The organism is Streptococcus pneumoniae (assembly GCA_040719455.1).
Lineage (GTDB): Bacteria > Bacillota > Bacilli > Lactobacillales > Streptococcaceae > Streptococcus > Streptococcus pneumoniae_G.
The window spans coordinates 1,355,488-1,377,844 of record JBFDTN010000001.1 but is presented as its reverse complement, the minus strand read 5'-3'; the positions used below and the strand labels follow the sequence as shown (position 1 = coordinate 1,377,844).

The 22,357-nt window shown below is 41.9% G+C and carries 26 protein-coding genes, 1 tRNA gene and 1 pseudogene; 22 read left to right on the top strand and 6 right to left on the bottom strand.

Annotation, left to right across the window (positions count from 1 at the left end; translation table 11 throughout):
• Window positions 1–290: 290 nt before the first annotated feature.
• Both AB1I63_06610 and adhP read right to left on the bottom strand, forming a co-directional pair.
• Window positions 291–1,280 (bottom strand): PTS sugar transporter subunit IIB, encoded by a 990-nt coding sequence (locus AB1I63_06610; protein MEW4354553.1) that lies wholly within the window; start codon window positions 1,278–1,280, stop codon window positions 291–293.
• A gap of 286 nt (window positions 1,281–1,566) precedes the next feature.
• On the bottom strand, window positions 1,567–2,583 hold the full coding sequence (gene adhP / locus AB1I63_06605) for an alcohol dehydrogenase AdhP (GenBank protein ID MEW4354552.1): 1,017 nt from the start codon (window positions 2,581–2,583) through the stop codon (window positions 1,567–1,569).
• A gap of 133 nt (window positions 2,584–2,716) precedes the next feature.
• Here adhP and AB1I63_06600 point away from each other — a divergent pair.
• From AB1I63_06600 to AB1I63_06575, 6 genes are all read left to right on the top strand, one after another.
• Window positions 2,717–2,789 (top strand) — tRNA-Thr (locus AB1I63_06600).
• Between the two features lie 264 nt (window positions 2,790–3,053).
• Window positions 3,054–3,500 (top strand): LytTR family DNA-binding domain-containing protein, encoded by a 447-nt coding sequence (locus AB1I63_06595; protein MEW4354551.1) that lies wholly within the window; start codon window positions 3,054–3,056, stop codon window positions 3,498–3,500.
• A gap of 3 nt (window positions 3,501–3,503) precedes the next feature.
• Window positions 3,504–4,172, top strand: coding sequence for a hypothetical protein (locus tag AB1I63_06590; GenBank protein MEW4354550.1), 669 nt, complete (start codon window positions 3,504–3,506; stop codon window positions 4,170–4,172).
• A gap of 108 nt (window positions 4,173–4,280) precedes the next feature.
• Window positions 4,281–4,469: a 50S ribosomal protein L28 gene (gene rpmB, locus AB1I63_06585; GenBank protein MEW4354549.1), complete on the top strand. Its 189-nt coding sequence runs from the start codon at window positions 4,281–4,283 to the stop codon at window positions 4,467–4,469.
• Between the two features lie 539 nt (window positions 4,470–5,008).
• Window positions 5,009–5,374: an Asp23/Gls24 family envelope stress response protein gene (locus tag AB1I63_06580; GenBank protein MEW4354548.1), complete on the top strand. Its 366-nt coding sequence runs from the start codon at window positions 5,009–5,011 to the stop codon at window positions 5,372–5,374.
• A 2-nt stretch (window positions 5,375–5,376) separates the two neighbouring features.
• Window positions 5,377–7,041 carry a DAK2 domain-containing protein gene (locus tag AB1I63_06575; protein MEW4354547.1) on the top strand — a complete coding sequence of 555 codons (1,665 nt, stop codon included), beginning with the start codon at window positions 5,377–5,379 and terminating at the stop codon, window positions 7,039–7,041.
• A 194-nt stretch (window positions 7,042–7,235) separates the two neighbouring features.
• On the opposite strand, the gene AB1I63_06570 is transcribed toward AB1I63_06575, so the two are convergent.
• Both AB1I63_06570 and AB1I63_06565 read right to left on the bottom strand, forming a co-directional pair.
• Window positions 7,236–7,727, bottom strand: a complete 492-nt coding sequence (locus AB1I63_06570) for a transposase (protein MEW4354546.1) — start codon at window positions 7,725–7,727, stop codon at window positions 7,236–7,238.
• Between the two features lie 7 nt (window positions 7,728–7,734).
• Window positions 7,735–8,073 carry an IS630 transposase-related protein gene (locus AB1I63_06565; GenBank protein ID MEW4354545.1) on the bottom strand — a complete coding sequence of 113 codons (339 nt, stop codon included), beginning with the start codon at window positions 8,071–8,073 and terminating at the stop codon, window positions 7,735–7,737.
• A 45-nt stretch (window positions 8,074–8,118) separates the two neighbouring features.
• Between AB1I63_06565 and AB1I63_06560 the strand changes: the two genes are divergently transcribed.
• From AB1I63_06560 to AB1I63_06485, 16 genes are all read left to right on the top strand, one after another.
• Window positions 8,119–8,448 (top strand): DUF2200 family protein, encoded by a 330-nt coding sequence (locus AB1I63_06560; protein MEW4354544.1) that lies wholly within the window; start codon window positions 8,119–8,121, stop codon window positions 8,446–8,448.
• 78 nt (window positions 8,449–8,526) lie between these two features.
• Window positions 8,527–9,129 carry an SP0191 family lipoprotein gene (locus tag AB1I63_06555; protein ID MEW4354543.1) on the top strand — a complete coding sequence of 201 codons (603 nt, stop codon included), beginning with the start codon at window positions 8,527–8,529 and terminating at the stop codon, window positions 9,127–9,129.
• Entirely contained in the window at window positions 9,126–9,644 is a 519-nt protein-coding gene (locus AB1I63_06550) for a hypothetical protein (protein MEW4354542.1), read from the top strand. Before AB1I63_06555 ends, AB1I63_06550 begins: the two co-directional genes overlap by 4 nt.
• A gap of 130 nt (window positions 9,645–9,774) precedes the next feature.
• Entirely contained in the window at window positions 9,775–10,659 is an 885-nt protein-coding gene (locus tag AB1I63_06545; GenBank protein ID MEW4354541.1) for an ABC transporter ATP-binding protein, read from the top strand.
• Window positions 10,656–11,384, top strand: a complete 729-nt coding sequence (locus AB1I63_06540) for an ABC transporter permease (protein ID MEW4354540.1) — start codon at window positions 10,656–10,658, stop codon at window positions 11,382–11,384. Before AB1I63_06545 ends, AB1I63_06540 begins: the two co-directional genes overlap by 4 nt.
• Before the next feature lies 1 nt (window position 11,385).
• The gene (locus AB1I63_06535; GenBank protein ID MEW4354539.1) at window positions 11,386–11,985 is read left to right on the top strand and encodes a histidine kinase; all 600 of its coding nucleotides are present in this window, start codon (window positions 11,386–11,388) and stop codon (window positions 11,983–11,985) included.
• Between the two features lie 30 nt (window positions 11,986–12,015).
• A complete protein-coding gene (locus AB1I63_06530) occupies window positions 12,016–12,354 on the top strand; it encodes an IS630 transposase-related protein (GenBank protein MEW4354538.1) in 339 nt (112 codons plus the stop codon).
• 7 nt (window positions 12,355–12,361) lie between these two features.
• A complete protein-coding gene (locus tag AB1I63_06525; GenBank protein MEW4354537.1) occupies window positions 12,362–12,853 on the top strand; it encodes a transposase in 492 nt (163 codons plus the stop codon).
• Window positions 12,854–12,890: 37 nt separating this feature from the next.
• Complete coding sequence (locus AB1I63_06520) at window positions 12,891–13,385, top strand: ATP-binding protein (protein ID MEW4354536.1); 495 nt, start codon at window positions 12,891–12,893, stop codon at window positions 13,383–13,385.
• A complete protein-coding gene (locus AB1I63_06515) occupies window positions 13,366–13,965 on the top strand; it encodes a response regulator transcription factor (GenBank protein MEW4354535.1) in 600 nt (199 codons plus the stop codon). The genes AB1I63_06520 and AB1I63_06515 overlap by 20 nt, the downstream gene beginning before the upstream one ends.
• An 845-nt stretch (window positions 13,966–14,810) precedes the next feature.
• Entirely contained in the window at window positions 14,811–16,511 is a 1,701-nt protein-coding gene (locus AB1I63_06510; GenBank protein MEW4354534.1) for an acetolactate synthase large subunit, read from the top strand.
• Window positions 16,504–16,980, top strand: coding sequence for an acetolactate synthase small subunit (ilvN, locus tag AB1I63_06505; GenBank protein MEW4354533.1), 477 nt, complete (start codon window positions 16,504–16,506; stop codon window positions 16,978–16,980). The genes AB1I63_06510 and ilvN overlap by 8 nt, the downstream gene beginning before the upstream one ends.
• Window positions 16,981–17,043: 63 nt before the next feature.
• A complete protein-coding gene (gene ilvC, locus AB1I63_06500; GenBank protein MEW4354532.1) occupies window positions 17,044–18,066 on the top strand; it encodes a ketol-acid reductoisomerase in 1,023 nt (340 codons plus the stop codon).
• 145 nt (window positions 18,067–18,211) lie between these two features.
• Window positions 18,212–19,462, top strand: coding sequence for a threonine ammonia-lyase IlvA (gene ilvA / locus AB1I63_06495; GenBank protein ID MEW4354531.1), 1,251 nt, complete (start codon window positions 18,212–18,214; stop codon window positions 19,460–19,462).
• An 88-nt stretch (window positions 19,463–19,550) separates the two neighbouring features.
• Window positions 19,551–20,456 (top strand): SPFH domain-containing protein, encoded by a 906-nt coding sequence (locus AB1I63_06490; protein ID MEW4354530.1) that lies wholly within the window; start codon window positions 19,551–19,553, stop codon window positions 20,454–20,456.
• A 103-nt stretch (window positions 20,457–20,559) separates the two neighbouring features.
• Window positions 20,560–20,775: a hypothetical protein gene (locus tag AB1I63_06485; protein ID MEW4354529.1), complete on the top strand. Its 216-nt coding sequence runs from the start codon at window positions 20,560–20,562 to the stop codon at window positions 20,773–20,775.
• Between the two features lie 261 nt (window positions 20,776–21,036).
• On the opposite strand, the gene AB1I63_06480 is transcribed toward AB1I63_06485, so the two are convergent.
• Together AB1I63_06480 and AB1I63_06475 are read right to left on the bottom strand one after the other, a co-directional pair.
• A complete protein-coding gene (locus tag AB1I63_06480; GenBank protein MEW4354528.1) occupies window positions 21,037–22,056 on the bottom strand; it encodes an IS30 family transposase in 1,020 nt (339 codons plus the stop codon).
• 77 nt (window positions 22,057–22,133) lie between these two features.
• Window positions 22,134–22,289, bottom strand: a pseudogene (locus AB1I63_06475) (transposase).
• Window positions 22,290–22,357 lie beyond the last annotated feature (68 nt).

Genomic DNA, 22,357 nt, shown 5'->3' with positions numbered 1-22,357 from the left:
CATGAAATGAAAAGCTACGTTATCGAATTTCTGCAACTTACGATGTCTATCGTTTAAAATCGATACTATTTCAAAATAGTCACGACGTGAGAAACGCCAATCGCTCTTATTTGAGTTTTAAAAACTTACGATGTTTATCGTTTAAAATCGATATTATTTTAAAATTGTTACGACGTGAGAAACTCAAATCGTTTTTATTTGAGTTTAGAGCTAGTAAGGCGATTAGGAAAAATCCGATGGGATTTTCCGTTTTCTAACTAGAGACGTTAGTCTCAGTTAGAAATAGCGCATTATTGCACATTTGCTTTGTTAATGAGGTCAAACAAATCTTTTTTAGAGTCATTTGGCACTTTACGCACGTCAAACTCAACACCAAGGTCGCGTAGTTTTTCAAATGTAGCAACATCTTCCTTATCCATAGAAAGAACGTTGTTGACCATTGTTTTACCAGTTGAGTGAGCCATTGAGCCGACATTCAAGGTCTTGATAGGAACTCCACCTTCAATTGCACGAAGAGCATCTTGAGGAGTTTCAAACAAGATAAGGGCATGTGTATTTCCAAAACGTGTGTCTTTAGAAACAGCAATCAATTTGTCAATTGGGACAACGTTTGCTTTTACATTTCCTGGTGCAGCTTGCTTGATTAACTCTTTGCGAAGTGTATCTGCTGATACAGAATCTGAAGCAACGATGATACGATCCGCTTTTGAATCAGGTGTCCAAGCAGTAGCAACTTGACCGTGTAAGAGACGTGTGTCGATACGAGCGAGGTTGATTTTCAATTTACCATCGCCAATAACGGTGCCTTCTGGGATAGCAGCTTGAGCAGCTTCAGCTTTTGGAGCTTGAGTCACTTCTTCGAGCGGATTTAGCTCTTCAGGAAGTGCTTTAATACCATCTTTTGCTTCTTTGATGATATTAGCAGCAACGGCGGCAACACCTGCACTCGCATCCATCATGCGTTCTGTGTAGGCTTGGATTAGCATTGGCAAATTCAAGCCAGTGATGATTGCGAATTTACGGTCTGGATTTTCCCCCATTACTCGGCTTGCTTGGTTAAATGGAGAGCCACTCCACAAGTCTGCCAAGACCAAAACCTCGTCATTCGCATCAAAAGCAGCCACAGCGCTATTAAACTTTGCGTATAGATCATCTGGACCTTCATTTGGCATGAAAGTTACAACTTGAACTTTCTCTTGTTCACCAAAAATCATGGAACCAGATTGATGAATACCCGCAGCAAATTCACCATGGCTTGCAATAATGATTCCGATACTCATTATTGTCTTTCCTCCTTATAAAATGTTTGACCTAAGTTTTAAGAAAACTTTAAGACTTACTAAGTATAAAACGTTTTCAAAAAAATTGCAAGCCTTTTACCAAAAAAGTAAAGATTTTGAAAAATTTTCTTTTTAAAAATAGCTGAAATACAGATAGATTGCAAAAATAGACTATATTAAATTATAAATATATTTTCAAAATTGCTTGATTTTTTCACATTTTTTGAAAAGAAATGAAAACAGAGTTGTGAAAAACAACTCTGTTTTGTTAGATAAATAGGTTCTGTTAGTGGGTGAAGTCAAGTACCATCCGACCTTGGATCGTTCCTGCGGCCATTTCATCAAAGACAGCTGGTGCGTCTTCGACTGGACGAGTTTGAACAACGGGCACTACAAGACCTTCTGCTCCAAATTGGAATGCTTCTTCGAGGTCTTTGCGAGTTCCGACAAGTGAGCCGACTACTTGGATACCGTCAAGAACGGTCTTCACGATACTAAGGTCCATCATTTCAGATGGAAGACCAACGGCAACGACACGACCACCAGCACGGACACTATCCACAGCTTGGTTAAAGGCAACTTTTGATACGGCTGTTACGACTGCAGAGTGGGCACCGCCTGTTTTTTCTTGGATAAGACCAGCCACATCTTCGACTTCGTGGCCATTGATGATGATATCAGCACCAACTTGTTTCGCAAGGTCTAATTTGTCATTGTTGATATCTACGGCAACAACATGGGCATTGAAGACTTTTTTCGCATATTGAACGGCTAAGTTTCCAAGACCACCTGCCCCAAAGATAACAATCCATTGACCTGGGGTGAGTTGGGCTTCTTTAATCGCTTTATAAGTAGTGACCCCCGCACAAGTGATAGAGCTAGCTTGCGCTGGGTCAAGATTTTCAGGAACTTTCACGGCGTAATCTGCTGTTACGATACACTGTTCTGCCATTCCTCCGTCAACAGAGTAGCCAGCATTTTTAACAGTGCGACAAAGTGTTTCGCGACCGGTATTGCAGTACTCGCACGCGCCACAGCCTTCAAAGAACCAAGCAACGCTGACACGATCACCGACTTTCAAGCTTTTCACATCTGGAGCGATTTCTTTGACAATCCCGATTCCTTCATGTCCGAGGACACGACCAGGAACTTGACCGAAGTCACCGTGAGCGACGTGTAGGTCTGTGTGGCAGACACCACAGTACTCAATTTCAACGAGAGCTTCTCCTGTTTCTAGTGGACGAAGTTCTTTTTCGACAACTTCTACACCAGTAGATTCAGGGTTTACAACAACAGCTTTCATAACATTTCCTCCAATCTGTTTTATATGTTAATTATATCACAAACTTTTTGGGCTAGCAAGCGATTACAAAAAATGTATTTTTTATTTTGATAGCTTGACATGGAAATAAAAAGTGCTATAATGTGGTTGAAAAGCCGATTTAGCTCAGTTGGTAGAGCAACGCACTCGTAACGCGTAGGTCGTAGGTTCGAGCCCTATAATCGGCATTTTATATCATCAAAAAGCCTTGGATTCAAGGTTTTTTCTATGGATGGGGAAAAGGGAGAGATTCTTAAATATTTTGATAGGGATGAAGAATGGAGTCAATTTTATACCTATTAAATAAGAAATAAAATTGGCAAAATTTTCATCTTCTGTCTTTTACCACTTACCTGCCATTTTTAACCACTTACGAAAATGCTCTTGTGTTTTATGTGCGAGGTGCTATAATGATAGCAAAGGATGACACTATTGAGATGGGAGGTGTGCGTGTGCGGATTCGTGTAGAGTTAGATGAAGCCTTGGTAGAAACGGAAGTTGTGATTCGGACGGCACGATTTGATGAGGAACTTGCGCTCATTCAGATGAGTTTGAAGCAAGCGATCGTAAAGCCCCTCGTTTTTTACAAGGGGACGAGCGAGTATTTTTTACCTGTTGAGGACATCCTCTTTTTTGAGACGGAAGGTAGCAAAATCATTGCCCATTCCATAGAGGATGCTTATGAGGTTAAGCTCAAGCTCTATGAATTAGAGGATTATTTGCCCTATTATTTTTGCAGGGTTTCAAAGTCCACGATTGCTAATACCCAAGCGATTTACTCGCTGGATAAGTCCTTTTCAGGAACCAGTCGGATTAGTTTTTATCGCACCCACAAGCAGGTCCATGTGTCACGGCACTATTACCAGCTCCTAAAAGAAAAGTTAAGAGAAACGAGGTAGGATATGAAAAAAAATATCATTGGGATTTTATTTCTGATACTAGCAGTCAATATTCTCATTGGAGGATTTTGGTGGAAGGATGTGCATGTTCATATCTGGCTTTGGGCTTGGGTAGCTTTTACAGGCTATGTGGCGCTTACGCACTTGCTTCAGCGAGATTTTATCGTGACAGGGATTTTTGGCTTGCTATGTGTCTTTGCACTCAACAAATATTATCATTTTCTAGCTATTTCAAATTCTGTTTTGGTTGTGGCGACGGTTTGTGCAGTGATTGGTTTACAGATGATTTTTAAACCTAAAAAATGGCAGAAGAGATTTGGCCAACCTACCTTTAGAGATAAGAGTAGTGGCAATCACATCGACATTTCTTTTGGCTCCACTACTAAGTATATCAGTGATGCAGATTTTATTGATGGCAGTGCGGATGTCTCTTTTGGAGATGCGACGGTTTATCTGGACAATGCGAGCATGGTAGAAGACAGCGCGCATTTTGGGGTAGATGTTTCTTTTGGAAATCTTACGATTTACATCCCTAAAACCTGGCGTGTGGATTTGCAGGTGGATAATTCCTTTGGCTCGGTGGAGCATAGCCCTGTGGGAGATTTTTGCGATAAGACGCTTACGATTACAGGAGATGTTTCCTTTGGAAATTTGGAAATTATTTATATTTAGCAAAAAAATGAGGCAAGCCTCTTGCCAAGCGTTGGTTTTTTTGGTAGAATAGTCAAGTATGTGGTGCTAGCACATCCGTAATATTTGATCAAATGAGGAGGAATACACATGGCTAAAGTATGTTATTTTACAGGTCGTAAGACTGTATCAGGAAACAACCGTTCACATGCGATGAACCAAACAAAACGTGCGGTAAAACCAAATCTTCAAAAAGTAACTGTTTTGATTGATGGAAAACCTAAAAAAGTTTGGGCTTCAGCTCGTGCACTTAAATCAGGCAAAGTAGAACGCGTTTAAAAAAAGAGGTCCAGTGGGCCTCTTTTTCTCTGCATCTTGAAACCGTAAAATGCAGATAGCCCGGTGGGCTGTTTTTTTCATGAGCTAAGAAACAAGAAAGCGAATTGAGGTCCAGTGGACCTCTTTTTCACGAGCCAAAAAATACGAAAGCGAGTTTGAGGTTGGGTTAAAAGTACTCAACTTCCTTATTTTATAGTTTGAGCAGTTTGACGCAGTCTTGTCGGACTTGTAAAATATTGATAAATCAATATTCTATTAAAAGAAGCTAGCGAACTTGTCTTCGCTAGCCCTATTTCCAAGCTTTCACAATTCTCAATTGTGAGAGCGTCCACTTGCAGGGGTTGGAGTAAACGAATCCACTGAATTAGTTTAGCTAGAGATTAGAAACAAAGGAGTGAGGAAAATCGATTTCTTCGAAATCATGATTGAGTCCCACTCCCTTTTCTATAGGATTTAAAAAATCCGCTGAGACACGTTCCTTTTTTACACCTTGCCCAAAATGTGGTAAAATAAAGTATAAAATAATTGAGGTACAAATAATGACTGTAAAAATCAATACAAAAGATGGTCAAATCGAACTAACAGATGATGTCATTGCGACAATCGTTGGGGGTGCTGCGACCGAGATTTTTGGTGTGGTGGGAATGGCGAGTAAAAATGCGCTCAAAGATAATTTCCAAGCCCTTCTTCGTCGTGAAAACTTCTCAAAAGGTGTTGTGGTTAAAACGACCGAAGAAGGCAGTATTGCAGTGGATGTCTATACCGTCTTGAGTTATGGCACAAAGATTAGCGAAGTGTCAAAAAATATTCAAGAACGCGTGAGATTTAGCCTCGAAAATCAATTGGGCATTACAGCCGATACGGTCAATGTCTATATCCAAAATATCAAAGTTGTAGGAGAATAATTGTGTCAAAAATTACTACGAGTTTATTCCAAGAAATGGTGCAAGCTGCATCAACTCGTTTAAATAAACAAGCTGAATATGTGAATTCCTTAAATGTCTTTCCTGTTCCAGATGGAGATACAGGAACCAACATGGGAATGACGATTGAAAATGGAGCAAAAGAAGTTTCAAATAATGCAGCTTCAACGGTCGGTCAAGTGGCTAGCATTTTTGCCAAAGGGCTTTTGATGGGTGCGCGTGGAAATTCTGGGGTGATTACTTCTCAGCTTTTCCGTGGGTTTTCTCAAAGTGTAAAAGAAAAAGAAGAGCTAGACGGAAAAGACTTGGCACTTGCTTTCCAATCAGGTGTGGAAGTGGCATACAAGGCTGTGATGAAGCCAGTTGAGGGAACGATTTTGACCGTTTCTCGTGGTGCGGCGATTGGGGCAAAGAAAAAAGCGGAAGCAACGAATGACGCAGTTGAAGTTATGAAAGGTGCTCTTGAAGGAGCAAAAACAGCTCTTGCAAAGACTCCAGACATGCTTCCAGTACTGAAAGAAGTCGGTGTTGTCGATTCTGGTGGCCAAGGTTTGGTCTTTATCTACGAAGGCTTTTTGTCTGCGCTGACAGGAGAGTATATTGCGTCTGACGACTTTGAGGCAACTCCTGCGACAATGACAGAGATGATCAATGCAGAGCACCATAAGTCTGTGGCAGGTCACGTCGCAACTGAGGATATCCAATTTGGCTATTGTACAGAGATCATGGTGGCGTTAAAGCAAGGTCCTACCTATGTTAAAGATTTTGACTATGATCATTTCCGCAATTACTTGAATGATCTTGGTGATTCGCTTCTTGTGGTCAATGATGATGAGATTGTGAAAGTCCATGTTCATACCGAAGATCCAGGTCTTGTTATGCAAGAGGGCTTGAAATACGGAAGTCTTGTTAAGGTCAAGGTTGACAACATGCGCAATCAACACGAAGCACAAGTCCAAAAAGAAGAAAAAGCTGTGAAGCCAGCAGAAGAAAAAGAATATGCTATTATTGCAGTTGTAGCAGGTGATGGCTTGGCAGAGATTTTCAAGGCTCAGGGTGCTGACTATATCATCTCTGGTGGACAAACCATGAATCCATCGACAGAAGACTTTATCAAGGCAGTTGAAGAGGTCAATGCTCGCAATATTATTATTTTGCCAAACAACAAAAATATCTTTATGGCAGCGCAATCGGCAGCAGAAGTATTGGAGCAACCAACAGCCGTCATTGAGACACGGACCTTGCCACAAGGATTGACTAGTTTGTTAGCCTTTGATGAAACTAAGTCTATCGAGGAAAATCAGGAACGCATGACAGCATCGCTTGAGGATGTCGTGAGCGGTAGCATTACAACGGCAGTCCGTGATACGACGATTGATGGTCTTGAAATCCATGAACATGATAACCTTGGTATGGTAGATGGCAAGATTGTGGTTTCAAATCCAGATATCAAGGAAGCCTTGAGCGAAACCTTTAGCAAGATGTTGGATACAGATAGCGAGATTGTGACCATCTATGTCGGCGAAGAAGGTAGCGAAGACTTGGCAAATGAAATCTCGCAAGACATCATGGATCAGTTTGAAGATGTGGAAGTGGAGATTTACCAAGGTGGACAACCTGTGTATCCATATCTCTTTAGTGTAGAATAATGAAATGTGACAAAGTTTTGAGGGAATAACCTATCAGGCTTTGTCTTTTCTTTTATAGTCGTTTAGTTTTCATGTATTACGTTGTTAGGTCGTTTTGCTACATTCTGCCTACGACTCGTTGCCTCGTATTAAATCAAAACTAAATAATAGAAAGGAGAACAGAATGAGTGAACGACTTTATATAGTCGTTTAGTCTATAAACAGTATTTTAGACTTTCATAGATAGACTTGCCAGCTCTAAGTAGCTCCCGAACCTTATGTTTGAGATTCGCCCAATAGTGTTCAATTGGATTGAGTTCGGGCGAATAAGGAGGTAATGGAAAAAAATAATGTCCTTTGTCTATGGCGAGTTTATCTAACCTGGCTTTGGGGTGAAAGCTAGCATTGTCCATCACAATCAGATGGGGCTCTGACAAAGAAGGCAAGAGTTGCTTGTCAAACCACTTAGTAAAAAAGTCACTTGTCATGCTTTCTTTGTAAATCATAGGCGCAACAATATCCTGACCAACCAGCCCTGCAACGACAGATGTACGTTCAAAACGACGACCACTTATCTTGTCATAGACCTTCACGCCTCTAGGTGCTCGACCTCGCTTTCGGTAAAGATAGGTATCAATCCCTGTTTCATCAATATAGACAATAGGGATGGTATCAAAGCAGGATAAAACCTCATGATACCGTCTCACTTCCTCCTTATTTTGTTCGCTGTAGGTCGTCGTCTTTTTTTAAAGTGATACCGAGTTGCTTGAGAGCTGCCCAAACAGAGGAGATACGGCAGTTAAAGTGTTCTGCTATTTCCCGCAAAAAAGCATCCGGGTGTTGCTCTACATATGCTTCTAATTGATCTAAGGGAATTTTTCGAGACTTGGCAACTCGTGCTTTCCGCTCTAGGTGTCCTTGTTCTGCAAGCTGTTTTTCCCACACATACAACGTATTGGTACTAATACCAAAAACTGCACATGCTTCTTTTTTGGTGTGACCAGCAGTAACGTAGTCTATTACTCGTTTTCTAAAATTCAATTCGTAAGCCATAAACTTATTATAACACATACTGTTTATAAACTAAAGGAGTATAACATGCAGTTTTCTAGTATCTACGATGCCTATAAAAAGAAAGTAGAGCGTAAAGGACGTACGCAAGAAGAGCTCAATCAAGTCATCTATTGGTTGACAGGAGATGATGAAGCTAGTCTTTCAGAAAAGTTTAAAACTAATCTGACTGTGCGGGAGTATGTTGAGCAGTTTCCTAGATTGCAGTCAGATGCGAGCCGGATTAAGGGAAAAATCTGTGGGGTTCAGATTGAGGAGATTCAAGATGAAGTGATGAAACGGATTCGGTACTTAGATAAGCTGGTGGATGAGTTAGCAAAAGGATGGGATTTGCAGAAAATTTTCCATCGAAAATAGCTGAAAAAGCTGATAAGAGTGCTTGATTTGACAACTTTGTCCTAAATATGATATGCTCAGTAATGAGAGGAGATTAGGATGAAAAAAGTTATTCCTTTAATCTTGATGAGCCTATGTTGCTTAACAGGGTGTTTTCTGAGTAAAAAAGAGGAAACGCACTCTCAAGTTTCATCATCTTATCGAGATAGTAGCCGATCATCGACTGAGTCATCATCTAGTACAGAAGAGTCTCAGGAAGTGGTGACACGGACCTTTCTAGGGGAGGTTCATGGCACTAGCCGTCAAGATACTATTACCTATCAAGGGAAAAAAATTCTTCAATTAAAATTGGACTTGACTGGTAGTCTGCCTGAAAATATACAGTCATCTGCTGAGAATTTATCTCTTGAGGATCTTCGCAGGCTTTTCCAAGAAGGGGTTGAAAAAAATGAAACCTATCAAGCGATTTCTTCGATGGAGGGTGTGGCGGTAGCCTACACTATTACCGATGAGAAAAAACTTCGTGCAGAGATTGATTTAGATATTGCAAAGATTGATACGGCTAAGCTAAAAACGCTACCTTTGTTTACAGATATTCCCTTAGATGAGATTCAAAGTATGTCTCCAGTTACCTATATAGCAGGCTTAAAAGTACTTGGTCTGCATGAAGTGAAGGAGGCTCCACAGGAGGAAGGCCAATGAGAAAATTAGGAATGTTGTGGTTACTTGCTCTTTTTATCCTTGTGGGATGTAGCACTCAGACAACCGAGCCGCTCAAAGTTCCAGAGGAAGAAAAGGAGATTGTTCGTGTCTTTAAAGGGGCGATTAAAGGCTTGGAAGAAGAGGCAAAAGTCACTTCAAAGGGAGATCAGGTCTTGGTCTTAGACTTGGTAGCCGAACGTCCCTTGAGTGACCAGGAAAAGGACTACGTCACGCGCTTGGAGCCTGATGAGGTAATTTCTTTGATAGAAGCAGGACTGGGTGTTCCTGGCGAATTTGATCGCTTGCAGTCTTTGAAGGGCTTTCATCTCAGTAGCCAATTACGAGAGAATCAAGTTTTTCGCTTGATGCTTCATTTTGATATGAAGGAGTTAGATATTGAGGAGGCACGAAAGTCAGCTCTATTGCAGCGATTTGACTTGGATCAGTTGGTCAATGCCACTGCCGATGATTTGGTAGAAAGTTTGAAGGCTGAAGGCCTCGTAGAAGTAAAATAATGCCATTCTCTTCGAGAAATCGAAGGGAATTTTTTTGTGACATTTGTCATCTTTTTCCATGACAAACCTATCTAGTGAGGGAAAATAAGATAGGGTATACTGGTAGTGTAAAGGAAAAGAAGGTTCACAGATGAGCATGATTGAAGTGAGAAACATCTCAAAAACGATTAAGGGAAAGAAGATTTTGGAAGATATTTCCTTTGAGATTGGTGAGGGCGAGTGTGTTGCCTTGATTGGGCCAAATGGGGCAGGAAAGACCACCTTGCTGTCCTGCTTGTTGGGGGATTGGTTTGTCACCAAAGGCGATATTCGTATTCAAGGGCTCAAGGTGACAGAAACGGCTTTAAAGAAAGTGGTCGGGATTTTACCGCAAGAAAATGGGGTGCCAAGTAGTCTCAAGGTTCAGGAATTGATTGCTTTTTTCCAAGCGATCTATCCCAATCCTTTGACAGATAAGGAAGTAGATGAGCTACTGCATTTTTCTCCTGAGCAGAAAAACCAGTTGGCAGAAAAATTATCAGGCGGTCAAAAGCGTTTGTTATCCTTTGTCTTGACCTTGATTGGTCGTCCCTCCATTCTCTTTTTGGATGAGCCGACAACGGCCATGGACACCTCTACTCGTCAGCATTTCTGGGAGATTGTCCACAGCTTAAAAGAGAGCGGTGTGACCCTGGTCTATTCTTCGCATTATATCGAAGAAGTCGAGCATACGGCGGATCGGATCTTGGTCTTGCATCAGGGACGACTCTTGCGGGATACGACACCCTTTAAGATGCGTTCAGAAGAGCAGGAAAAACAATTCATCATTCCAAGTGATTATGAGGCACTTGTCACAGACTGGGAGCATATCTATGATATGGAAGTCAAGCATGATAGGCTTTCCTTTATGACTAAAGATGTGGATGCGGTCTGGCAGGCTCTGCAGGAGGTAAACTGTCCGATTACGGAGATTGAAATGACCAATAAAACGCTACTCAATACCCTATTTGATACAACTAAGGAGGAAGAAAAATGACGGCTTTACTAAGGATTGAATATCTTTTAACCAAACGTAGTGTGGGGAATTTTCTATTAGGAATTGGCATGCCTGTCATCTTTTTCCTCTTCTTTTCGTCCATGTTTGACACTTCCTATGAGGATGCGGCAGGCTTGACGAGAAATTATCTGCTCACCATGACGGCCTTTAGTATGAGTAGTTTTGCTTTATTTAGTTTTCCTAGTATGCTGGAAGAGGATATTAGAAATCGTTGGCTCTTACAGATTCAGCATTCTCCAATCCCTCTTTACCAATACTATGCTGCCAAAGTGTTTCGTGTTTTTCTGTCATTTATCATTTCCATTGTGGTCAATTTTGCGGTTGGGGCAGTCTTTCGAGGTGTGCGAATGACGGCAGACCAGTGGTTGGTATCTGCTTTCTTGCTACTAATTGCCAGTATGGTTTATTTGGCAATTGGCCTTGCTCTGACCTTGTTCAAGAGTCTCCAAACCTTGTCCGTGGTCGCGAATATCTTATACCTAGTGTTGGCCATTTTTGGTGGTAGCTGGATGCCCTATGAAACCTTTCCTAATTGGATGAAATTAGTGGCTCACTTTACCCCGTCTTATTATGCCAATCAGCTTGTGTTGAGCTATGTTAAAGACAATCACTTACAATTCCAGTCTTTACTAATGGTCTTCCTTTATACTATAATAATAGTAGGCCTAACCCTAGTGCTAAAAAAGAAACAGGAAGTGAGATAAGGTGAACTTACTGAAGAAATTCAAACAAGCCCATACCATGTACTATGTGTCCTTGGTTTACCTCATTTTCCCCATATACGGGGTATTATCAGGAGGTTTTCCAGTACACATCCTCTCCATGACCATTCTTTTTGCGATTGCTTATTTAGGATTACTGGTTGTAGAAAAAGAGTGCATTCTTAATTTGTTCTGGCTTTATCTTTGTATTTACGTCATCTATACAACGATATATGGAACACCTTCGATGAGCATGTTTACCTTTTATCTGTCTAATATCCTAACTTGGAATTTTCAAGAGGATAAAAAGACTAGTTTTCGTTACTTGACCTTTTATTTGGTACTTCTATTGTTGGTTATTTATATTTTTATTATAGATGAGATAGAAGTGAAGATTTTTTTGGCTGTTATGCTGTTGGCATGCGTTGCGATGACATATGGAATGCAAAGAGGTATCCAGAAAGCTAAGCTAGAGGAAGAGTTGCTTGAGAAAAATACCTCGATTAACCTGCTTTTAGCTGAAAATGAACGCAATCGGATTGGGCAGGATTTGCACGATACCTTGGGACATGTCTTTGCCATGTTAAGTGTTATACTCCTTTAGTTTATAAACAGTATGTGTTATAATAAGTTTATGGCTTACGAATTGAATTTTAGAAAACGAGTAATAGACTACGTTACTGCTGGTCACACCAAAAAAGAAGCATGTGCAGTTTTTGGTATTAGTACCAATACGTTGTATGTGTGGGAAAAACAGCTTGCAGAACAAGGACACCTAGAGCGGAAAGCACGAGTTGCCAAGTCTCGAAAAATTCCCTTAGATCAATTAGAAGCATATGTAGAGCAACACCCGGATGCTTTTTTGCGGGAAATAGCAGAACACTTTAACTGCCGTATCTCCTCTGTTTGGGCAGCTCTCAAGCAACTCGGTATCACTTTAAAAAAAGACGACGACCTACAGCGAACAAAATAAGGAGGAAGTGAGACGGTATCATGAGGTTTTATCCTGCTTTGATACCATCCCTATTGTCTATATTGATGAAACAGGGATTGATACCTATCTTTACCGAAAGCGAGGTCGAGCACCTAGAGGCGTGAAGGTCTATGACAAGATAAGTGGTCGTCGTTTTGAACGTACATCTGTCGTTGCAGGGCTGGTTGGTCAGGATATTGTTGCGCCTATGATTTACAAAGAAAGCATGACAAGTGACTTTTTTACTAAGTGGTTTGACAAGCAACTCTTGCCTTCTTTGTCAGAGCCCCATCTGATTGTGATGGACAATGCTAGCTTTCACCCCAAAGCCAGGTTAGATAAACTCGCCATAGACAAAGGACATTATTTTTTTCCATTACCTCCTTATTCGCCCGAACTCAATCCAATTGAACACTATTGGGCGAATCTCAAACATAAGGTTCGGGAGCTACTTAGAGCTGGCAAGTCTATCTATGAAAGTCTAAAATACTGTTTATAGACTAAACGACTATAAGAGTGAGCTAGCGCTAACGCTTATGGAGCGTGATTCCTATGATAAGGCTAGGAAAGAAGTCGAGGATTTGCGGGATATTACCAAAAATGCCATGCAGGAAGTGCGGCAGATTGTCCAAGCTCTGAAACTCCATAGTTTGGAAGAAGAATTGCAAATTTTAGGAAATATGCTGGAGTTGGCAGGGGTTGAGCTAACGGTTGAAAAAGACAATATAGAAATGGGTAGGGAGCAGGAGGCTGCTTTGACCATGGCCCTGCGGGAATTGTGTAATAATCTCATCAAACATAGTCAAGCAAGTCATTGCCGTATCCAGTTGAGCGAGCAAGACGGCTGGGTCCGGGTTTTGGTAGAAGATAATGGGATTGGCTTTGGGGAGCTGACGGGTGAGGAGTTGCATTCCATTCGTGACCGCTTGATTCGCTACCAAGGAAGAGTGGAAATTGTGTCCAGTAAGCAGCCGACACAAATTCAACTGGACATTCCAAAAGGAGAAAAAGATGAAGATACTCGTCGCTGAAGACCAAAGCATGTTGCGCGATGCGCTCTGCCAACTCTTGGAATTGCAGGAAGCTGTCAATCAGGTCTTCCCAGCCAAGAATGGCTTAGAAGCGCAAGCAATTTTACAAAAGGAAACGATAGATGTCGCTATTTTAGACATTGAGATGCCTGAGATGACGGGGTTAGATGTCCTTGAGTGGGCAAAAGAGGCGCTGCCGAGCTTAAAGGTGATCATGGTGACCACCTTCAAGCGGCCTGGTTATTTTGAACGTGCCATTCGGGCGGATGTGGATGCCTATGTGCTGAAAGAACGCAGTATTGCTGAGCTGATGCGGACCATTGAGCGCGTGCGGCAAGGCCAAAAAGAGTATTCGCCAGAGCTCATGGAGAGCTTTTTCACCATGAAAAATCCCCTAACCCAGCAGGAGCAGGTTCTCCTTCAAAAAGTTGCAGAGGGCCTATCCAACAAAGAAATTGCCGACCAAATGTACCTCTCAAACGGCACCATCCGCAACTACATGTCCAACATCCTCAGCAAACTCAACGCCGAAAACCGCACCGAAGCCACCAAAATCGCCAAAGAAAATGGGTGGCTCTAACAATCCAGTGGATTGTTAGAGGTTGGAAATAAAGGAAGCGTAGCTTCCATCAATACAGTCGGGGAACTATTGTAAGTTGGAAATAGAAGAAACGAAGTTTCTCTCATTACAGTTTAGTGAACTATTGCAAGTTGGAGATAAAGGAACCGCAGGTTCTGTCCTCTCACCCTGGGAGCTTATTGGGGGTGAAATAGGAGAACGGTTTCTTTCGTTGCAGTGCTGGGGAGTGTAACAGGTGGGAAATACAAGCATCGTAGGTTCTACCAATGCAGTCAATGAACTATTGCAAGTTGGAAATGAAAGAACTGCGGATAGTTGGCTTAAGCGTTACAGTTCAAATCTAAAAGAAACGAGGTTGGGACAAAAGTTCCGACCTCATTACATTTTATAGTTCTAACAGTTTTACGCACTCTTGTCTGCTTTGTAAAACATTGATAAATCAACGTTCTATTAGAAGGGGCTAGCGAATTGCTTTTCGTTAGCCCTATTTCCAACCGTTCACAATTTTCAATTATGAAAGTATCAACTTGCGGGATATGAACAGTCCAGTGGACTGTTCATACCTGAGCTCGGAAACTAGAAAGCGAAGATAGTCAGGGGAGTGACTGTTCATACCTGAGCCTAAAAATTGGAAAGCGAAGTTAACAGAATTGATTTCTTCGAAATCGCGATTGAGTCCCATTCTCTTTTGTTTATTCTTTTGTGAGTATTTAGTCGGAAAATTCGGATTTATAGAAAAAATCTGAATTTTCGATAAGATTCTCTTGCAATTTTTTTCAAAAATGGTATTATAGTAGAAAGATTTTAGAATTTTTAGAAAATTGAAAATTACTGAAAGGAGATGTATGAAAAAAATCACGCTTGAGTCGCCTAAAACAGGCTCGGAATTACTGCTAGATACCTTATTAGAATTAGGTGTGGATACGATTTTTGGTTATCCTGGTGGCGCTGTATTGCCTTTATATGATGCGATTTATCAGTTCAAAGGGATTCGTCATATCTTGGGACGTCATGAGCAGGGCTGTTTGCATGAGGCAGAGGGCTATGCCAAATCGACTGGAAAGATTGGTGTAGCGATTGTGACCAGTGGTCCTGGGGCGACAAATGCCATTACTGGGATTGCCGATGCTATGAGTGACAGTGTGCCACTCCTTGTCTTTACAGGGCAGGTCGGCATTTCAGGGATCGGAAAAGATGCCTTTCAGGAGGCAGATATTGTCGGTATTACCATGCCGATTACGAAGTATAATTACCAAGTGCGTGAAACAGCTGAAATTCCGCGCGTGATTACAGAAGCCATTCATATTGCTACAACGGGTCGTCCGGGTCCTGTGGTGATTGATTTGCCAAAGGACGTGTCGGCTAAGGAGACAGATTTTATCTATGATACGACTGTTGATTTGCCTAGTTATCAGCCAGTTACTTTGCCAAATGAATTGCAGATTAAAAAGATTATCAAGCAATTAGCCAAGGCAAAGAAGCCTGTTATCCTAGCAGGGGGTGGTGTTAGCTACGCTGGAGCCTCAAAGGATTTGATTGCCTTTGCAGAGCGTTATCAGATTCCTGTGGTGACAACCCTTTTGGGGCAAGGAACGATTGCGACTGACCATTCTTTATTCTTGGGTATGGGAGGGATGCATGGCTCTTATGCGGCTAATATCGCTATGACCGAGACAGATTTTATGATCAATATTGGATCGCGCTTTGATGATCGTCTGACGGGAAATCCGAAAACCTTTGCGAAAAATGCCAAAGTTGTTCATGTGGATATTGACCCAGCAGAGATTGGCAAGATTATTGCGGTGGATATTCCTGTGGTAGGAGATGCTAAGGAAACGCTTCAAATGCTACTGGATGAGCCTATGGTTAAAAATCATACTGAAAAATGGATTGAGCGTGTGACTGATAATAAACGTCGCGTGCGTTCCTATGATAAAAAAGAGCGCGTGGTACAGCCGCAGGCAGTCATTGAGCGCGTGGGTGAGTTGACAAAAGGTGAGGCGATTGTCGTCACAGACGTTGGGCAACACCAGATGTGGGCTGCTCAGTACTATCCTTATAAGGAGGAACGTCAGTTGGTCACTTCTGGCGGACTTGGGACGATGGGCTTTGGGATTCCAGCAGCTATCGGTGCTAAATTAGCCAATCCAGACAAGGAAGTGGTCTTATTTGTCGGAGATGGTGGCTTTCAGATGACTAACCAAGAATTGGCTATTTTAAATGGATACGGTATTCCGATCAAGGTTATTTTGCTCAATAACCACTCCTTGGGCATGGTGCGTCAGTGGCAAGAATCCTTCTATGAGGGACGGACTAGCGAGTCAGTGTTTGAAAGCGAGCCGGATTTTCAACTGTTAGCCGCAGCTTATGGCATTAAGCACTATAAGTTTGCGAATCCTGAGACCTTGTACGATGATTTGGAAGTTCTTCAAGAAAATGTACCGATGCTGATTGAAGTGGATATTTCCAGAAAAGAGCATGTGCTTCCAATGGTGCCTGCGGGCAAGAGCAATGCAGAGATGTTGGGGGTGAAGTTCCATGCGTAGAATGTTAACAGCAAAACTGCAAAATCGCTCAGGTGTTTTGAACCGCTTTACAGGAGTTCTTTCGAGACGTCAGGTCAATATCGAGAGTATTTCTGTCGGAGCGACGGAAGACGAAAATGTATCACGGATTACGATTATTATTGATGTAGCATCTCTTAATGAGGTGGAGCAGATTATCAAGCAATTAAATCGACAAATCGATGTGATTCGTATTCGAGATATTACGGACAAGCCACACTTGGAGCGAGAGGTGATCTTGGTGAAAATGGCAGCACCAGCCAGCAAGCGGGCAGAGATTTTGGCGATTATTCAGCCGTTTCGAGCGACAGTTGTTGATGTGGCGCCAAGCTCTATCACCATTCAGATGACTGGAGATGCAGAAAAGAGTGAAGCCCTCTTGCGTGTGATTCGTCCTTACGGAATTAAAAATATCGCACGAACAGGCGCAACTGGATTTACACGTGATTAAATCCTTACACGGAGTAAAGACAGCCTAACAGGCAAATTAAAGATGAAGAAAGAGAGAAGAAATATGGCAGTAGAAATGCAATACGAAAAAGATGTAACAGTAGCAGCACTTGACGGGAAAAAAATCGCCGTGATCGGATACGGTTCACAAGGTCATGCCCATGCGCAAAACTTGCGTGATACAGGTCATGACGTGATCATCGGTGTGCGTGCTGGTAAGTCATTTGACAAGGCAAAAGAAGACGGATTTGAGACATTTGAAGTAGCAGAAGCTGCAAAACAAGCAGATGTGATCATGATTTTGGCGCCTGATGAAATTCAAGCAGACCTTTACGCAGAAGAAATCGGACCAAACTTGGAAGCTGGAAATGCGCTTGGTTTCGCTCACGGATTCAACATCCATTTTGGATTTATCAAGGTTCCGGCAGAAGTCGATGTCTTTATGTGTGCGCCAAAAGGACCTGGTCACTTGGTTCGTCGTACCTTTGAAGAAGGCTTTGGTGTGCCAGCCCTTTATGCGGTTTACCAAGACGCGACTGGCAATGCCAAGCATATCGCTATGGACTGGGCAAAAGGTGTTGGTTCAGCCCGTGTTGGATTGCTTGAGACAACCTTTAAAGAAGAGACTGAAGAAGATTTGTTTGGGGAGCAAGCCGTTCTCTGTGGTGGTTTGACAGCCCTTATGGAAGCTGGATTTGAAGTCTTGACAGAAGCAGGATATGCGCCAGAATTGGCTTACTTTGAAGTGCTCCATGAAATGAAACTCATTGTTGACTTGATCTACGAAGGTGGCTTTAAGAAAATGCGCCAATCTATCTCAAACACAGCTGAATTTGGAGACTATGTATCAGGTCCTCGTGTGATTACTGACCAAGTCAAAGAAAACATGAAGGCTGTCCTTGCAGACATCCAATCTGGCAAATTTGCTAATGACTTTGTTGAAGACTACAAAGCAGGTCGTCCACGCATGGAAGAATACCGCAAAGCAGCTGCTGACCTTGAAATTGAAAAAGTGGGAGCAGAGCTTCGTAAAGCGATGCCATTTGTCGGTAAAAATGATGACGATGCCTTCAAAATCTACAACTAAGATTAAGACAGAATTCATTAGATTGTGACATTATTTGTTCTGAATAGGACAAGGAGATAAAGAAGTGAGGGAAATTGATGTGACTAACGCGATTTTTCTCACTTTATTTTTCATGCTAGACAGAAATGAGGGAAAAGGAGAAACTATGTTAACAGCCAAGGACATCGTCCGAGCTCATAAGGTATTAAAGGATGTGGTAGTCTATACACCGCTCGATTATGATCGCTATTTGTCAGAAAAGTATGGGGCAAAGATTTATCTCAAGCGGGAAAATGCCCAACGTGTGCGCTCTTTCAAGATTCGTGGAGCTTATTATGCGATTTCGCAGTTAAGTGAAAACGAGCGCAAGCGTGGGGTGGTCTGTGCCAGTGCAGGAAATCATGCGCAAGGAGTAGCATTTACCTGCAATGAATTGAAAATTCCTGCAACGATTTTCATGCCTATTACTACGCCGCAACAGAAAATTGGACAGGTTCGTTTCTTTGGTGGCGATATGGTGGACATCAAGCTAGTTGGAGATACCTTTGATGCTTCTGCTAAGGCGGCACAGGACTTTACCGAGCGTGAAAACCGCACCTTTATCGCGCCTTTTGATGATGTTCATGTGCAGGCAGGTCAAGGGACAGTTGCCTATGAGATTATGGAAGAAGCCGAGCGAGAGTCTATCAATTTTGATACGGTTCTGGTACCTGTTGGGGGTGGTGGCTTGATCGCAGGTGTTGCGACCTATATCAAGGAAAAAAATCCAGACATCGAAGTCATCGGTGTGGAGGCGGAAGGTGCACGCAGCATGAAGGCAGCCTTTGAAGCAGGTGGTCCTGTTAAACTGAAAGAGATTGATAAGTTTGCAGACGGAATTGCCGTGCAAAAAGTCGGTCAACTGACCTATGAAGTGACTCGCAAGCACGTAGAAAATCTCATCGGTGTCGATGAGGGCTTGATTTCTGAAACCTTGATTGACCTGTATTCCAAGCAAGGAATTGTTGCGGAGCCAGCTGGTGCAGCTAGTATCGCAGCACTTGAAGTTTTGAGCGAATACATCAAAGGAAAAACGGTTTGCTGTATCATTTCAGGAGGTAATAACGATATCAACCGTATGCCAGAGATGGAAGAGCGGGCGCTTATTTACGATGGAATTAAGCATTATTTTGTCGTGAATTTCCCACAACGTCCAGGAGCTCTACGTGAGTTTGTGACAGACATCTTGGGGCCAAATGATGATATTACCCGTTTTGAGTATATCAAGCGGGCTAGCAAGGGAACAGGACCAGTTCTTATCGGAGTGGCGCTCGGTGATAAGCATGACTATGCTGGTTTGATTGAGCGTATGGAGAAATTCGATCCTTCGTACATCAATCTACGTGGAAATGAAACCTTGTATAGTTTATTAGTCTAAATCCGTATGATATGTCTATTTTTATTATTTTTTATTTGCAATATCAATTATAAAGGAGTATAATAGCCTATAACTAAAAGAAGGAGGGATGTCTATGACAGGAATTGGTGTGTTTATTGTGTTGATGGTGTTACTTTTTCTGGCGATAGGGGTGGGTTTTAGCTCTGTCTATGTTGTTCGTCAGCAATCCGTAGCCATTATTGAGCGATTTGGGAAATACCAAAAATTGAGCAACAGCGGGATTCATTTACGCTTGCCTTTTGGAATTGATCATATTGCTGCGCGTGTGCAGTTGCGTCTCTTGCAGAGCGAGATTGTCGTTGAGACCAAGACGCAGGATAATGTTTTTGTGACGATGAATGTCGCCACGCAATACCGTGTGAATGAAAATAACGTCACGGATGCCTACTACAAATTGATTCGACCAGAGGCTCAAATCAAATCCTATATTGAAGACGCCCTTCGCTCCTCCGTTCCAAAGTTAACCTTGGACGAATTGTTTGAGAAAAAGGATGAAATTGCCCTCGAAGTTCAAAAGCAAGTGGCAGAAGAAATGTCCACTTATGGCTATATCATCGTAAAAACTTTGATTACGAAGGTTGAACCAGATGCCGAAGTAAAGCAATCCATGAATGAAATCAATGCAGCGCAGAGAAAACGAGTTGCAGCGCAGGAATTGGCTGAAGCAGACAAGATTAAAATCGTAACGGCAGCTGAAGCAGAGGCAGAAAAAGATCGCCTTCATGGGGTAGGGATTGCTGAGCAACGTAAAGCCATTGTTGATGGTTTGGCAGACTCGATCAAGGAGTTACGCGGCGCTAATGTCGAGCTTTCAGAAGAGCAAATTATGTCCATCCTTTTGACAAATCAATATTTAGATACATTGAATAATTTTGCAGAAAAACAGGGAAATAATACAATTTTCTTACCTGCTAACCCCGATGGAGTTGAGAACATTCGCACCCAAATATTATCGGCATTAAAGGCAAAATAAAGAAAATTCTGAATTATTAATTTTCATGCTTCAAAGTTTTTTTATTGACAAATCGTCTAAAAACTTTTAGAATAAGAAGGAAGTAATAAAATAGGAGAAGGAAATGGCTAAGTCAAACTTTGAAAAAGTAGAATCAGTTGTTAGCTGGGTACGTGACAAAAAAATCACAGGCTATCGTATTAGTAAAGAAACAAACGCCCGTGAGATGTCAATTATCGCCCTTGCGCAAGGCCGTGCAAAAGTGAAAAATATTTCATTTGAAACAGCACTTGGCTTGATTGATTTCTACGACAAAAATCATGAAAAATTTGAAGACTAATCTTCAAAAAGAGCAGGTGTAAGCCTGCTTTTCATGTATAGGGTTAGCTAGTTTACATATTTTTTGTGATATTCTATCATAGGAAGATAAAAGGGCACTTTGTCAACTGTAGTGGGTGAAGTATTATCCCATACGAGAGAGAATCAGGTTGGTTCTCTCTTTTTGTATGTTTAAAGCGATGAGAATTTTTGTTTTAAAATTTTTAGCCGAATTGTCAAGTTAAGTGCAACAGTGTCTATCTGATACAAAGTTTAGTGGGCATTAGGCTGCTTGGGCTAGCCCAAGCAGGGTTTTGGCAGACTGATAGCCTAATAATCTTCTTGGTCTCTGGTTGATGGCTGAGGTAGCCGTAGCTAAGCTCTCAGCTGTGATGAATTTGAGCGATTTACCTTTTGGGATAAACTCCCTAAGCAAGCCGTTAAAGTTCTCATTGGTGCCTCGTTCGTGTGAGGAATAGGCATGAGCATAGTACACCTGAACCCCTTCTAATTGACTCAGAGTCGCAAACTCCGCCCCGTTATCCGCTGTGATGGATTTGATGGGGTAATCCTTAAGGAGTTGAGACACGGCTTCGTTCACAAACTCCGCCTTCTTTCCAGCCAGATAGACGGTGATCGCGTAGCGTGTCTTGCGTTCAACCAGGGTCAGGATAGATGGCTCTCCAGCTGTTTTCAATCCAAGGACAGAGTCAATCTCCCAATGTCCAAACTCAGAACGATTATTGATTTCTTCTGGGCGTTCCTCAATGGAAGTCCCCAAATGCTTCTTAGTTGATGTACGCTTCTTGACCTTTGGTTTTAGTCGCACGGCACGAGGTAAGTCAATAGGCTTAACTGCCAGTAATCCTTGATGAATATAGGTGTACATGGTTTTAGTGCTGGGAACTAGCTCATCAGGATTGTCCTGCTTATAGGCATGAATAAAGGTATCGACACTATGAATTCTTGGCTTAGCCAACATGGCCTCCGTAAAGGCGGTTAGGAAAGACTCTGAGACCTTTTCAAGTTTCAGACAGTAAACAGCCTCCCGCCTCTTTTCAGCCAGATTTTGGGCTGTCTCATCGAAATAGTCCTGAAAATAAACGAGTTTACCATTGACTTTCTTGACTTGCTGGACAGAGCCACGCTTAATCTCGCGTGAGATGCTGGAACGGTGAACACCTATTCTACGAGCAATCTCAGCCATGGAATGACCATCAGACAACCAAGCCTGAATTTTCCCTCTCTGACCAGCTGTCAGATGCGTATAAGAACGTTTTGTGGTACAATCAGTAGTGGACATGTTTATCTATCTTTCTATACTTTGTTTAGCAACTTTAGTATATCAGATAAACATGTCTTTTTCTGTTGCACTTCATTTTACAACGGGGGTTTAAAATTTTTAAAGTTTCTAAAACCAAAAGCTTGTCGTTTGATGTCTTTGATAAGTTTGTTAGTAGCTTCTAGCTTAGCGTTTGAATAAGGTAATTCAAGTGCATTGGTAATGTATTGTCTGTATTTGAGAAAGGTTGTCATGAAAAGGCAACAGTTTTCTGTACAAATTTTATAAAGTGTACTCGTGGTGCTAGTTAATTTCAAACTAC

What these genes read in the sequence shown, in the direction of transcription:
- ilvC (MEW4354532.1), top strand. Translation starts at nt 17,044, where the DNA reads ATGGCAGTAGAAATGCAATACGAAAAAGATGTAACAGTAGCAGCACTT.
- ilvA (MEW4354531.1), top strand. Translation starts at nt 18,212, where the DNA reads ATGTTAACAGCCAAGGACATCGTCCGAGCTCATAAGGTATTAAAGGAT.
- AB1I63_06530 (MEW4354538.1), top strand. Translation starts at nt 12,016, where the DNA reads ATGGCTTACGAATTGAATTTTAGAAAACGAGTAATAGACTACGTTACT.
- AB1I63_06610 (MEW4354553.1), bottom strand. Translation starts at nt 1,280, where the DNA reads ATGAGTATCGGAATCATTATTGCAAGCCATGGTGAATTTGCTGCGGGT.
- ilvN (MEW4354533.1), top strand. Translation starts at nt 16,504, where the DNA reads ATGCGTAGAATGTTAACAGCAAAACTGCAAAATCGCTCAGGTGTTTTG.
- AB1I63_06480 (MEW4354528.1), bottom strand. Translation starts at nt 22,056, where the DNA reads ATGTCCACTACTGATTGTACCACAAAACGTTCTTATACGCATCTGACA.
- AB1I63_06550 (MEW4354542.1), top strand. Translation starts at nt 9,126, where the DNA reads ATGAGAAAATTAGGAATGTTGTGGTTACTTGCTCTTTTTATCCTTGTG.
- adhP (MEW4354552.1), bottom strand. Translation starts at nt 2,583, where the DNA reads ATGAAAGCTGTTGTTGTAAACCCTGAATCTACTGGTGTAGAAGTTGTC.
- AB1I63_06485 (MEW4354529.1), top strand. Translation starts at nt 20,560, where the DNA reads ATGGCTAAGTCAAACTTTGAAAAAGTAGAATCAGTTGTTAGCTGGGTA.
- AB1I63_06580 (MEW4354548.1), top strand. Translation starts at nt 5,009, where the DNA reads ATGACTGTAAAAATCAATACAAAAGATGGTCAAATCGAACTAACAGAT.
- rpmB (MEW4354549.1), top strand. Translation starts at nt 4,281, where the DNA reads ATGGCTAAAGTATGTTATTTTACAGGTCGTAAGACTGTATCAGGAAAC.
- AB1I63_06590 (MEW4354550.1), top strand. Translation starts at nt 3,504, where the DNA reads ATGAAAAAAAATATCATTGGGATTTTATTTCTGATACTAGCAGTCAAT.
- AB1I63_06510 (MEW4354534.1), top strand. Translation starts at nt 14,811, where the DNA reads ATGAAAAAAATCACGCTTGAGTCGCCTAAAACAGGCTCGGAATTACTG.
- AB1I63_06490 (MEW4354530.1), top strand. Translation starts at nt 19,551, where the DNA reads ATGTCTATGACAGGAATTGGTGTGTTTATTGTGTTGATGGTGTTACTT.
- AB1I63_06545 (MEW4354541.1), top strand. Translation starts at nt 9,775, where the DNA reads ATGAGCATGATTGAAGTGAGAAACATCTCAAAAACGATTAAGGGAAAG.
- AB1I63_06515 (MEW4354535.1), top strand. Translation starts at nt 13,366, where the DNA reads ATGAAGATACTCGTCGCTGAAGACCAAAGCATGTTGCGCGATGCGCTC.
- AB1I63_06560 (MEW4354544.1), top strand. Translation starts at nt 8,119, where the DNA reads ATGCAGTTTTCTAGTATCTACGATGCCTATAAAAAGAAAGTAGAGCGT.
- AB1I63_06520 (MEW4354536.1), top strand. Translation starts at nt 12,891, where the DNA reads ATGGAGCGTGATTCCTATGATAAGGCTAGGAAAGAAGTCGAGGATTTG.
- AB1I63_06565 (MEW4354545.1), bottom strand. Translation starts at nt 8,073, where the DNA reads ATGGCTTACGAATTGAATTTTAGAAAACGAGTAATAGACTACGTTACT.
- AB1I63_06555 (MEW4354543.1), top strand. Translation starts at nt 8,527, where the DNA reads ATGAAAAAAGTTATTCCTTTAATCTTGATGAGCCTATGTTGCTTAACA.
- AB1I63_06540 (MEW4354540.1), top strand. Translation starts at nt 10,656, where the DNA reads ATGACGGCTTTACTAAGGATTGAATATCTTTTAACCAAACGTAGTGTG.